Annotated in this window: 7 protein-coding genes; 5 read left to right on the top strand and 2 right to left on the bottom strand. The window is 61.9% G+C overall.

Features of this window, described 5'->3' with window-relative positions; genetic code table 11:
- The first annotated feature begins 9 nt into the window (after positions 1-9).
- The 3 genes from AC1M7R_RS13650 to msrA all read left to right on the top strand — a co-directional run bounded on the left by AC1M7R_RS13650 (position 10) and on the right by msrA (position 4,873).
- The gene (locus AC1M7R_RS13650; RefSeq protein ID WP_243750485.1) at positions 10-1,227 is read left to right on the top strand and encodes an alkaline phosphatase D family protein; all 1,218 of its coding nucleotides are present in this window, start codon (positions 10-12) and stop codon (positions 1,225-1,227) included.
- 192 nt (positions 1,228-1,419) lie between these two features.
- A complete protein-coding gene (locus tag AC1M7R_RS13645; protein ID WP_072398559.1) occupies positions 1,420-4,113 on the top strand; it encodes a putative bifunctional diguanylate cyclase/phosphodiesterase in 2,694 nt (897 codons plus the stop codon).
- Positions 4,114-4,225: 112 nt separating this feature from the next.
- Positions 4,226-4,873, top strand: coding sequence for a peptide-methionine (S)-S-oxide reductase MsrA (gene msrA, locus AC1M7R_RS13640; protein ID WP_072398578.1), 648 nt, complete (start codon positions 4,226-4,228; stop codon positions 4,871-4,873).
- 148 nt (positions 4,874-5,021) lie between these two features.
- On the opposite strand, the gene AC1M7R_RS13635 is transcribed toward msrA, so the two are convergent.
- Positions 5,022-5,861 (bottom strand): 23S rRNA (adenine(2030)-N(6))-methyltransferase RlmJ, encoded by an 840-nt coding sequence (locus tag AC1M7R_RS13635; protein WP_072432175.1) that lies wholly within the window; start codon positions 5,859-5,861, stop codon positions 5,022-5,024.
- A gap of 272 nt (positions 5,862-6,133) precedes the next feature.
- Here AC1M7R_RS13635 and AC1M7R_RS13630 point away from each other — a divergent pair, with 272 nt between their 5' ends.
- Positions 6,134-6,628 (top strand): DUF2165 family protein, encoded by a 495-nt coding sequence (locus AC1M7R_RS13630; protein WP_072398561.1) that lies wholly within the window; start codon positions 6,134-6,136, stop codon positions 6,626-6,628.
- Positions 6,629-6,707: 79 nt separating this feature from the next.
- Here the strand turns inward: AC1M7R_RS13630 and putP are convergent, their stop codons facing one another.
- Positions 6,708-8,192, bottom strand: a complete 1,485-nt coding sequence (gene putP / locus AC1M7R_RS13625; RefSeq protein WP_490610461.1) for a sodium/proline symporter PutP — start codon at positions 8,190-8,192, stop codon at positions 6,708-6,710.
- Between the two features lie 463 nt (positions 8,193-8,655).
- Between putP and putA the strand changes: the two genes are divergently transcribed.
- Positions 8,656-12,609, top strand: coding sequence for a trifunctional transcriptional regulator/proline dehydrogenase/L-glutamate gamma-semialdehyde dehydrogenase (putA, locus tag AC1M7R_RS13620; RefSeq protein WP_072398563.1), 3,954 nt, complete (start codon positions 8,656-8,658; stop codon positions 12,607-12,609).
- Positions 12,610-12,644: the final 35 nt, after the last annotated feature.

The raw sequence follows: 12,644 nt of genomic DNA, 5'->3' as shown, positions 1-12,644 counted from the left end.
CACCGCGATATGTCCGATGTCATTGTGTTGACAGGACTCCAGGCCGACAGCCGCTACCAATATCAAGCAGGCTGGTTTGTCCATGCAAACCCGAGCCAGCCCCTGGGAACGCTTCAGGAACCGCCACTGCAGTGGCCCCAGGATATCTATTGCCTGCGCACCCTGCCCCGCGCGCGCGATGCTGCGTACGCCTATATCGTGGGTTCATGCCGTTATCTGCGGATCACCGCCGGCATCCCGAGGGCGCCAGAACGGGGGGACCGGACCTTCGCCGGCATCCAGCGTATCGTGGACCAGGCCGACCCACCGATCCGCGGCCTCCTGATGACAGGGGACCAGGTGTATCTCGACGACTTGAACATCGTGGCGCCGGATCGAACCTACAAGGACATCCTGTTCAAATATCGCACTGTCTTTTCCCAGCCTCATATCGGCAAGTTGATGTCCGGCGTGCCGACGTACATGATCCTCGACGATCATGAGATCGAGGATAACTGGCCCGCCAACAAACAACTCAACGATGAAATCCTGTATGCGAACGCCATGAGCGCCTATCAACTGTATCAGGCCAGCCACAGTCCGGCCCATGAACTGTCGAGCGCCGGAACCTTGAGCCGACCGCTGCAGCAGTACTGGTATACATTGGCTCACGGGGATATCGAATGGTTTGTCACGGATAGCCGGACCGAGCGCAATCTGTCGCCGGATGATCGACGCATCCTGGATGCAAGGCAGGAACGGTCGCTGCTCCAATGGCTCGTCAACAGCACCGCCCGGGTCAAATTCATCGTGACCAGCGTCCTGTTCTACCCGGACAGCAAGCGTAACGATGGCGATGCCTGGCAGGCTTTCCCGCAGCAGCGCCTGCGGCTGCTGGAAAGCATCCGCCAGCACAGGATCCAGAACGTGATTTTCGTGTCCGGCGACGTTCACGGCTCCATGACCAGTCGCCTGGGCCATAGCGAGGATGCCGACTTCGAAGTCCACACCATCGTTTCCTCGCCGTTTTTCAACAGCGAACTGCTGCCATACGCCACGGCCTCGGATTTTATTTTCGAAAGCCCCATGGTCCGGAGCGAAAAAGGGGACTACCGCTATGAACTGACCAGCCCCGTGATCGGTCAGGACAACTTCGCCCACTTGCAAGTCACGGCCCAGAGCGTCCGCGTGACGTTTCACGACTGTGACGGCCGCCCGCTGGAAGTAGTCGAAATCCCGTTGCGCTGACAAACGGTCGCCCTGGCCGAGCCCTCTGATCGGCTGGGGACTGGAGAAATCCGCCGATCGGCCGATAAGGTTTATAGCACTTGGCCTTCATCTCTCTTGTCAGCCAGTGTCGCAATGATGCAACCTTGCGGCAATCCTTGAGAACGAGGGCGTCAGCCCGGCGCGATCAGCATTTTCGAAGCGAGTTTTCCCATGAAAAGCCAACCCGATGCCGCCAGCCGTATGGCGGCCGAGGTAGTGACGCAATTACCGGTGCCCTCGCGGCTCGGTATGCTGCGTTTCGAACGGCTGAATGAAGCGAGCTGGGCGCTGTTGTTTCTCGATCCCAATTGCGAACGCTACTTCGGCGTGCCGGCTGTGGAGCTCTGCTCGCTGGTCAGTTCGCCTTATGCCAGCCTGATGGAGCCCGAAGCACGCTATCAGCTGCACGATGCGATCCAGCAGCAACTGGCCCAGGCCCCGCATTACCAGGTTCGCTACACGCTGCACACTGCCAAGGGCCCCATGAACCTGCTGGAAATGGGAGAGTCCTACAAGCAACACAACCGCCACCTGCTGCGCGGCTACCTGATGGCGGTGGACAGCCTGCTGCAAAGCGAGCCGTCTACGCCGTCCCTGGACCTGGAAACCCAGAACTCGCGCCTGCAGATCGCTCTGGAGCTGAACCAGCGCGCCCAGCAGGAACAGCTCCAGCACCTGGACCGGGTGCGTGCACAGCAGGATCTGATCCTGCTGCTGACCCGCCAACGCTACAGCGCCAACAACTCCCTGCTGGAAGCCGCCGAACTCATTACCCGCAGCGCCTGCGACATTTACCAGATCGACTGCGCCAGCATCTGGAACCTGGAAGATGGCAAGCTGGTGCCCATCTCGGCCTATAACCGCGCCACCCAGGAATACTTTCGCCCGGATGTGATCGATGCCAGCGAGTATCCCGATTACATGGAGGCCTTGCAGACCTGTCGCGCCATCGACGCCCATAATGCGACCCGCGACCCGCGGACCCGGGAGATGGCCGAGAACCTGCGCTCACGCAACGTCAACGCCATACTCGACGCCAGCGTGCGCATCGATGGCCAGGTGGTGGGCGTGCTGTGCCTGGAACAGGTGGGCGCTACCCGCGCCTGGCAGTCGGACGAAATCGCCTTTGCCGGTGAACTGGCGGACCAGTTCGCCCAGGTGATCAACAATCACAACCGCCGCATCGCCACCAGCGCCCTGCACTTGTTCCAGCGTGCCGTGGAGCAAAGCGCCAACGCGTTCCTGCTGGTCAACTGCGATGGCGTGGTGGAATACGTCAACCCCAGCTTCACCGCCATCACCCAGTACACCACCGAAGAAGTCCACGGCCAGCGCCTGTCAGAACTGCCGGCCCTGGAGAACCTCAGCGAACTGCTGTTCGATGCGCCCTCGGCCCTGGCACAGAGCAACAGCTGGCAGGGCGAGTTCAAGAGCCGACGCAAGAACCTGGAACCGTACTGGGGCCAGTTGTCGATCTCCAAGGTCTATGGCGATAACCGCGAACTGACCCACTACATCGGCATCTACGAAGACATCACCCAGGCTAAATTGGCCCAGCAGCGCATCGAACGCCTGGCCTACACCGACAACCTGACCAACCTGGGCAACCGCCCGGCGTTCATTCGCAACCTGGATGAACGCTTCGCCCGGGACAGCGATTCGCCCATCAGCCTGCTGCTGGTGGACATCGATAATTTCAAGCGCATCAACGACAGCCTCGGCCATCAGACCGGCGACAAACTGCTGATCAGCCTGGCACGACGCCTGCGCAACAGCCTGAGCCCCAGCGGCAGCCTGGCAAGGTTCGCCAGCAACGAGTTCGCCGTGCTGCTGGACGACACCGACCTGGAGGCCGGCCAGCAAGTCGCCAGCCAATTGCTGATGACCCTCGACAAGCCGATGTTCGTCGACAACCAGTTGATCAGCGTGACCGGCTCCGTGGGCCTGGCCTGCGCGCCGCTGCACGGCCGCGACCCCCAGACCCTCATGCGTAACGCCGGACTTGCCCTGCACAAGGCCAAGGCCAACGGCAAGCACCAGGTCCAGGTGTTCACCGAGGCACTGAATGCAGAGGCCAGCTACAAGCTGTTCGTGGAAAACAACCTGCGCCGCGCCCTGACCCAGAACGAGCTGGATGTGTTCTACCAGCCCAAGCTGTGCCTGCGCAGCGGCAGGTTGCTGGGCATGGAGGCGCTGCTGCGCTGGAATCATCCGGAAAAGGGCATGATCCGTCCGGACCAGTTCATCAGCGTGGCCGAGGAAACCGGCCTGATCATCCCCATCGGCAAGTGGATCGCCCGCCAGGCCTGCCGCATGAGCAAGCAGTTGACCGCCTCCGGGCTGGGCAACCTGCAGGTGGCGATCAACCTGTCGCCCAAGCAGTTCTCCGATCCTGACCTGGTGGCCTCGATCGCCAGCATCCTCAAGGAAGAGCAACTGCCCGCCCACCTCCTGGAGCTGGAACTGACCGAAGGTTTGCTGCTGGAGGCCACCGAAGACACCCACCAGCAGCTCGACCAGCTCAAGCGGCTTGGCCTGACCCTGGCCATGGACGATTTCGGTACCGGTTATTCGTCCCTGAGCTACCTGAAGAAATTCCCCATCGACATCATCAAGATCGATCGCAGCTTCATCCATGAGATCCCCGACAACCAGGACGACATGGAAATCACTTCGGCAGTGATCGCCATGGCCCACAACCTGAAGCTCAAGGTCGTGGCCGAGGGCATCGAGAGCGCCCAGCAACTGGCGTTCCTGCGCCGTCATCGCTGCGATGTGGGCCAAGGCTACCTGTTCGACCGGCCGATCCCAGGTGCGGAACTGGTGGAGAAGCTCAAGCGCTATCCCCGCGGTCCACTCGTCTGACTGCGACAAGCGATAGAGCCCCCTCGCAGCAGTTGCGTCTTTCTTAACCCATCGGCATTGGGCACACTGACGGTCTATTTCGCTCAACTCAATCTGACTGAGAGGACTGATGATGGTCTTGCGCTCGGAAATCCTGGTGAACAAAAACGTGCTTCCTACTCCCGATCAAGCTCTCCCTGGCCGTGAAACCCCAATGGCCGTGCCGGAAAAACACTTCGTCCTCGACGCGCCATTGCTGGGCCCATTCGTAACCAATGTGGATTTCGCGATCTTCGGCCTGGGTTGCTTCTGGGGTGCCGAACGCAGGTTCTGGCAGCGCGAAGGCGTGGTCAGCACGGCGGTGGGCTATGCCGGTGGCTTTACGCCAAACCCGACCTACGAAGAGGTCTGCTCGGGCCTGACCGGTCACAGCGAAGTGGTGCTGGTGGTCTACGAGCCGGAGAAGGTCAGCTACCAACAACTGCTGGCGATGTTCTGGGAACTGCATAACCCGACCCAGGGGATGCGCCAGGGCAACGACATCGGCACCCAGTATCGCTCGGTGATCTACTGCACCACCCCCGAGCAGCTGGAAGCGGCGAAGAAGAGCAAGGAAGTGTTCCAGGCCGAACTGACCAAGGCCGGCCTGGGGGAAATCACCACCGAAATCGACGAAGCGCCGACGTTCTACTTTGCCGAGGCCTATCACCAGCAATATCTGGCGAAGAATCCTGAAGGCTATTGCGGAATCGGCGGTACGGGCGTGACCTGCCCGATCTGACCCCGGAGCCCTGCAAGACAACGCGAGCAGGCTCGCTCCCACAGGGTCTGGTGATGTATGCAACTGCTGCGTACACCTGCGCCCCAGTGTGAGAGGAGCTTGCTCGCGAAGCTATCCTTCAGACGGTATCAATACAGCTGGCCAGCGATCAGCTTTCAGCGATCAACCAATCCATCTGCCAGCCACCCTGGGTCTGCCCAAGCTTCTTCGACAACCAGGGCAACAGCTCACGCAACTCCTCTTCCAGCCCCCAGGGCGGGTTGGCAATCGCCAGGCCGGAACCGTTCAGGCTGTTGGGCGTGGCCAACGGATGCACCAGCAACTCCACCCGCAACAGCTTGGGCGCGCCGGTGCCAGCCAGATCCTGGTAGAAACGGCGCAGCATGCGCTGGTCCTTTACCGGGTACCAGATCGCGGCCACCGTCTGGCGCATCCGGCCGATGGCCTCCTTGAGGGACGCGGCGCAGCGCTGCATCTCGTCAAGCTGCTCGAAGGGCGGATCGATCAGCATCAGGCCACGTTTCTCCGCCACCGGCAGCAGCGCTCGGGGTACATGCCAGCCCTCCCCCAGGTGCACCGCCACGCGACGGTCACCCTTCATGTTGTCCTTGAGCAGCACGCCGTCTTCGGGGTGTTTCTCGTTGAGCAACACCCGATCCTGCGGCCGCGTCAGGCGCCGCGCCAGTTCCGGCGAACCGGGGTAGTAGCGCAACTGCCCGTCCGGATTCATCTCGTGCAGCACCTTCATGTAGTCGGCGGTCAGCGCCGGCAGGTCGTCTTGGTCCCACAACCGCGCGATGCCTTCCAGGTACTCGCCGGTCCGATTGGCCTGGTCGCCCTGCAAGTCGTACAGCCCGATGCCCGCATGGGTATCGAGGTAGGCGAACGGCTGCTCCTTGCGCGACATGAGGGCAATCAGGCGGGTCAAGGTCAGGTGTTTGAACACATCGGCGTGATTGCCGGCGTGGAAGGCGTGGCGATAATTCATGGCGGCTCCTGCGAAGGGCGACGAGTTTACCTTGAAGCGTGCCGGACGTCAGGCGTTCGCAGCCGAGCGGATGTACCTGGGTCAGCGCCCGCCGTCAGCAAAACGGCCCTCTGGAACCACGAACAGGAACGTGGGCCCCAAGAAAATGCGTATGTCCGGACACGTTCTCGTCACACGGCGGAATCGGCCGCGTCTTACAACATGGCGGGCCTCGGGACTGCATCGGAGCGTGATAACGTTTCCAGCGTCGCAAAAAGCAAAGGACGCACCGCATGACAACCCGCTATTCGAAAATTGCAATGACCCTGGCTCTCGCCGCATTCGCCTTCCTGACCGTGTTCAACAATCTCACGGACTACCGCTCCAACTTCAACTTCGTCCAGCACGTACTGAGCATGGACACCACCTTCCCGGACAATGCCGCCCGCTACCGCGCCATTGTCCAGCCTTGGCTATGGCATGGCGCCTACTGGTTGATCATCCTCGGCGAAGCGATCACCGCCGGGCTGCTGGGCTACGGCGCCTTGAAACTGTGGCAGGCGCGCAACGCCGACGGCCCGGTTTTCACCCAGGCCAAGCGATGGGCCATCGGCGGCCTGACGGCAGGGTTCCTCGTCTGGTTCTTTGGCTTCATGGTGGTGGGTGGCGAGTGGTTCCTGATGTGGCAATCGCAAATCTGGAACGGCCAGGACGCCGCCTTCAGGTTCTACATGGCGATATTGGGAGTGCTGATCTTCCTCAACCAGCCCGATGCCGATCCGAGCTGAACAAAAAAACGGCCCGCCTCCACTGGAGACGGGCCGTTTCGGATCGATCAAGCGAGCCAACCAGGCCTCGCCGAGCGCATCACTGGTTCAGGCGGAAATCTTTTTCAGCCGCTTCGAAGCGCTGCACCATACCGGCGGTAGGCGAGCCCATCTTGCTGACGATGTAGATCGCCAGGCTGGCGAAGATAAAGCCCGGGATGATTTCGTACAGGCCCAGCAGCTCGAAGTGCTTCCACGCAATCACGGTGATTGCACCCACTAGGATACCGGCCAAGGCGCCGTTACGAGTCATGCCTTTCCAGATCACCGAAATCAGGACCACGGGACCGAAAGCCGCACCGAAACCGGCCCAAGCGTAGCTCACCAGGCCCAGTACGCGGTTTTCCGGGTTGGCGGCCAGGGCGATGGCCACCAGAGCCACCAGCAGCACCATGGCGCGGCCGACCCAGACCAGTTCCAGCTGGGAAGCGCTCTTGCGCAGGAACGTCTTGTAGAAGTCTTCGGTCAGGGCGCTGGAGCACACCAGCAACTGGCAGCTCAGGGTGCTCATCACGGCCGCCAGGATGGCCGACAGCAGCACGCCGGCAAGCCATGGGTTGAACAGCAGCTTGGCCAGTTCGATGAACACGCGCTCGTGGTTTTCGGTCACTGGACCGGCCACTTCAGGATGCGCCGAGAAGTACGCGATACCAAAGAAGCCGACGGCAACGGTACCGCCCAGGCACAGGATCATCCAGGTCATGGAGATGCGACGGGCACTGGCGATGGACTTGACCGAGTCGGCGGCCATGAAGCGCGCCAGGATATGTGGCTGGCCAAAGTAACCCAGGCCCCAGCCCATCAGCGAAATCACGCCGATGAAGGTGGTGTTCTTCAGCATGTCGAAGGACGAAGGATCCTTCGCTTCGATAGCCAGGAAGGTGGTGTCCACGCCGCCGGTAGCCAGCAGCACGATGATCGGCGTCAGGATCAGCGCGAAAATCATCAGGGTGGCCTGCACCGTATCGGTCCAGCTCACGGCCAGGAAGCCGCCCACGAAAGTGTAGGCGATGGTCGCGGCGGCACCGGCCCACAGCGCAGTCTCGTAGGACATGCCGAAGGTGCTTTCGAACAGACGGGCACCGGCCACGATGCCGGAGGCGCAGTAAATGGTGAAGAACACCAGGATCACCACCGCAGAGATGATGCGCAGCAGACCGCTCTTGTCTTCGAAACGGCTGGAGAAGTAGTCCGGCAGGGTCAGCGCGTCGCCGTTATGCTCGGTCTGGACCCGCAGGCGACCGGCTACGAACAGCCAGTTCAGGTAGGCACCGACGATCAGGCCGATGGCGATCCAGCTTTCCGACAGGCCGGACATGTAGATGGCACCTGGCAGGCCCATCAACAGCCACCCGCTCATGTCGGAGGCACCGGCGGACAATGCGGTCACGACGCTGCCCAGGCTGCGGCCGCCCAGGATGTAATCGGAAAGGTTGTTGGTGGATCGATAAGCCATCAGGCCGATCAGGACCATGGCTGCGATATAGATCACGAAGGTGATCAGGGTGGGATTGCTTACACTCATGAGTTACGCCCTGGCTTTGTTTTTATGTAGCGGTGGCAGTTGAAAGCGCCGACAACGCAGACGTTGTAGCGACGATTTGCAAACCCGCGAATTTATGACCGATGTTTCCCCAGGAAAGCCATCGGCCGATACAACTCGGCGTCAAACCGGTTGCACCTTGGCCGCGAATGCTATTCAACAAGTGAAATAAGGTGCAACCTGTTTCGCTCAAATAAGTTGCACCTGATCGGTTTTTTCACCACTGACAGTGTTTTTTGCTCCCTTTTTGCGCAGTCGCCAGCCTTGCCTAGAAGCCAAAGCACTAAGCCGGTGCAACGGACCGCAGCCCAGGATTCACTTCCTGATGAGCTGCTGGATATTTCGTCAAAAAAAGGGTTGCACCCGGTTGCACCTCGAACAGCCCGAGGCTAATCTTGCCGCCAGCTGATGCCACGCAATACGTGGTAAACATGAGGATAAAAATATGGCTACCACCACCCTTGGGGTCAAACTCGACGACCCGACCCGCGAACGCCTCAAGGCGGCCGCAACCTCGATTGATCGCACGCCGCACTGGCTGATCAAGCAGGCAATTTTCAATTACCTGGAAAAACTCGAGGGTGGTGCAACCCTGACCGAGCTGAACGGTTCGACCCGTATCGACAGTGACGAAGCCGGTGATGTCCAGGTCGACCACGCGCACCAGTGTTTCCTGGAATTCGCCGAAAGCATCCTGCCGCAATCGGTGCTGCGCGCTTCCATTACCGCCGCTTACCGTCGCCCCGAGCCGGAAGTGGTCCCGATGCTGATCGAGCAGGCTCGCCTGCCAGCGGAAATGGCCGAAGCCACCAACAAGCTTGCCGCGTCAATCGCCGAAAAACTGCGTAACCAGAAAAGTGCCGGTGGTCGTGCCGGTATCGTTCAGGGCCTGTTGCAGGAATTCTCCCTGTCGTCCCAGGAAGGCGTGGCGCTGATGTGCCTGGCCGAGGCGCTGCTGCGCATCCCGGACAAGGGCACTCGCGATGCACTGATCCGCGACAAGATCAGCACCGGCAACTGGCAGCCCCACCTGGGCAACAGTCCATCGCTGTTCGTCAACGCCGCCACCTGGGGCCTGCTGCTGACCGGCAAGCTGGTTGCCACCCACAACGAAGCGGGCCTGACCTCCTCCTTGAGCCGCATCATCGGCAAGAGCGGCGAGCCGATGATCCGCAAGGGCGTCGACATGGCGATGCGCCTGATGGGCGAACAGTTCGTCACTGGCGAAACCATCGCCGAAGCCCTGGCCAATGCGAGCAAATTCGAATCCAAGGGCTTCCGTTATTCCTACGACATGCTGGGCGAAGCCGCGCTCACCGAGCATGATGCCCAGAAGTACCTGGCCTCGTACGAACAAGCCATCCATTCGATCGGCAAAGCCTCCCACGGTCGTGGGATCTACGAGGGCCCGGGCATTTCCATCAAGCTCTCGGCCCTGCACCCGCGTTACAGCCGTGCCCAGTACGAACGGGTGATGGACGAGCTGTACCCGCGCCTGCTGTCGCTGACCCTGCTGGCCAAGCAATACGACATCGGCCTGAACATCGACGCCGAAGAAGCCGACCGCCTCGAACTGTCCCTGGATCTGCTGGAACGCCTGTGCTTCGAGCCGCAGCTCACTGGCTGGAACGGCATCGGTTTCGTGATCCAGGCTTATCAGAAGCGCTGCCCGTACGTGATCGACTATGTGATCGACCTGGCCCGTCGCAGCCGTCATCGCCTGATGATCCGCCTGGTGAAAGGCGCGTACTGGGACAGCGAGATCAAGCGCGCCCAGGTCGAAGGTCTGGAAGGCTATCCGGTCTATACCCGCAAGGTGTACACCGACGTGTCCTACATTGCCTGCGCCCGCAAGCTGCTGTCGGTGCCGGAAGCCATCTACCCGCAGTTCGCGACGCACAACGCCCATACGCTGTCGGCCATTTATCACATCGCCGGTCAGAACTACTACCCGGGCCAGTATGAATTCCAGTGCCTGCACGGCATGGGTGAACCGCTGTACGAACAGGTCGTAGGCAAGGTTTCCGAAGGCAAGCTGAACCGTCCGTGCCGCGTGTACGCTCCGGTCGGCACCCACGAAACGCTGCTGGCCTATCTGGTTCGCCGCCTGCTGGAGAACGGTGCCAACACGTCGTTCGTCAACCGCATCGCCGACCAGTCCATTTCGATTCAGGAACTGGTGGCCGACCCGGTGGCCAGCATCGAGCAGATGGCGACCCTGGAAGGCGGTTTCGGCCTGCCGCATCCACGCATCCCATTGCCACGCGACCTGTACGGCAGCGAGCGCGCCAACTCCAGCGGCATCGACATGGCAAACGAGCATCGCCTGGCCTCGTTGTCCTGCGCCCTGCTGGCGACCGCCCATAACGACTGGAAAGCCGCGCCGATGCTCGGCTGCGCCGCCAGCGAAGAAACGCCGGCCCCCGTCTTGAACCCGGCAGACCACCGCGACGTGGTCGGCCACGTCCAGGAAGCCACGGTGGCGGATGTCGACAATGCCATCCAGTGCGCCCTCAACGCCGCACCGATCTGGCAAGCCACGCCACCGGCCGAGCGGGCCGCGATCCTGGAGCGTGCCGCCGACCTGATGGAAGGCGAGATCCAGCCCCTGATGGGCCTGCTGGCCCGCGAAGCCGGCAAGACCTTCGCCAACGCCATTGCCGAAGTCCGTGAAGCCGTGGATTTCCTGCGCTACTACGCGGTGCAGGCTCGCAACGACTTCACCAACGATGCCCATCGCCCGCTGGGCCCGGTGGTCTGCATCAGCCCGTGGAACTTCCCCCTGGCGATTTTCAGCGGCCAGGTTGCCGCCGCCCTGGCCGCCGGCAACCCGGTACTGGCCAAGCCCGCCGAGCAGACGCCGCTGGTGGCCGCCCAGGCCGTGCGCCTGATGCTCGAAGCCGGCATTCCGGAAGGCGTCCTGCAACTGCTGCCGGGCCGCGGCGAAACCGTCGGCGCTCGCCTGGTGGGTGACGATCGTGTCAAGGGTGTGATGTTCACCGGTTCCACCGAAGTCGCACGCCTGCTGCAGCGCAACATCGCCGGTCGCCTGGACAACCAGGGCCGTCCGATCCCGCTGATCGCCGAGACCGGCGGACAGAACGCCATGATCGTCGACTCCTCGGCCCTGACCGAGCAGGTGGTCATCGACGTGGTGTCCTCGGCCTTCGATAGCGCCGGCCAGCGTTGCTCGGCGCTGCGGGTCCTGTGCCTGCAGGAAGATTCCGCCGACCGTGTCATCGAAATGCTCAAGGGTGCCATGGCCGAATCGCGCCTCGGCAACCCCGAGCGCCTGTCCGTGGACATCGGCCCGGTGATCGACGCCGAAGCCAAGGCGGGCATCGAGAAGCACATCCAGGCCATGCGCGACAAAGGTCGCAGCGTGTACCAGATGGCAATCGCCGACAGCGAGGAATGCAAGCGCGGTACCTTCGTCATGCCAACCCTCATTGAGCTGGAAAGCTTCGACGAGCTGCAACGGGAGATCTTCGGTCCGGTGCTGCACGTGGTGCGCTACAAGCGCAAGGAGCTGGATCAGTTGATCGACCAGATCAACGCATCCGGCTATGGCCTGACCCTGGGCGTACACACCCGTATCGACGAAACCATCGCCAAGGTGATCGACAACGTCCATGCCGGCAACGTCTATGTGAACCGCAATATCGTGGGTGCCGTGGTCGGCGTGCAGCCGTTCGGCGGCGAAGGCCTGTCGGGCACCGGGCCCAAGGCCGGTGGCCCGCTGTACCTGTACCGCCTGCTGTCGACACGTCCTGCCGATGCGATCCAGCAGTCCTTCGTTCGTGGCGATGCCGCCAGTGCGCCGGACCTGCGCCTGCGCGATGCCCTGAGCAAACCGCTGAACGCCCTGAAAGCCTGGGCCGACAGCCAGAAGCTCGCCGAACTGAGCGCGTTGTGCGTGCAGTTCGCAGCCCAGTCGCAAAGCGGTATCACCCGTCAACTGACCGGCCCGACCGGCGAGCGCAACAGCTACGCCATCCTGCCGCGCGAACACGTACTGTGCCTGGCCGAGGTGGAAGGTGACCTGTTGACGCAACTGGCGGCGGTACTGGCCGTCGGTGGCTCGGCCGTATGGCCGGAAACCGACACCGCCAAGGCGCTGTTCGCACGTTTGCCGAAGGACATCCAGGCACGTATCCAGCGCGTTGCCGACTGGACCAAGGATGACGTGGTGTTCGACGCCGTCCTGCATCATGGCGACTCGGACCAGCTGCGCAGCGTCTGCCAGCAGGTAGCCAAGCGCCCCGGTGCCATCGTCGGCGTCAATGGCCTGTCCCAGGGCGAAACCGGCATCGCGCTGGAACGCCTGGTGATCGAGCGGGCCCTGAGCGTCAACACCGCCGCGGCGGGGGGTAACGCCAGCCTGATGACTATCGGTTAAGCGCGACATTCGCTGAGCATCGACAATAGATGCTC

The sequence above is a fragment of the Pseudomonas sp. MS01C9 genome (assembly GCF_058202755.1).
The sequence above is the reverse complement of the archived record's forward strand: the minus strand, read 5'-3'. Positions and strand labels throughout refer to the sequence as shown.

Excerpts from the sequence above, each read along its gene's own strand:
- AC1M7R_RS13650 (WP_243750485.1), top strand. The coding sequence starts at position 10 with ATGTCCGATGTCATTGTGTTGACAGGACTCCAGGCCGACAGCCGCTAC.
- AC1M7R_RS13645 (WP_072398559.1), top strand. The coding sequence starts at position 1,420 with ATGAAAAGCCAACCCGATGCCGCCAGCCGTATGGCGGCCGAGGTAGTG.
- msrA (WP_072398578.1), top strand. The coding sequence starts at position 4,226 with ATGGTCTTGCGCTCGGAAATCCTGGTGAACAAAAACGTGCTTCCTACT.
- AC1M7R_RS13635 (WP_072432175.1), bottom strand. The coding sequence starts at position 5,861 with ATGAATTATCGCCACGCCTTCCACGCCGGCAATCACGCCGATGTGTTC.
- AC1M7R_RS13630 (WP_072398561.1), top strand. The coding sequence starts at position 6,134 with ATGACAACCCGCTATTCGAAAATTGCAATGACCCTGGCTCTCGCCGCA.
- putP (WP_490610461.1), bottom strand. The coding sequence starts at position 8,192 with ATGAGTGTAAGCAATCCCACCCTGATCACCTTCGTGATCTATATCGCA.
- putA (WP_072398563.1), top strand. The coding sequence starts at position 8,656 with ATGGCTACCACCACCCTTGGGGTCAAACTCGACGACCCGACCCGCGAA.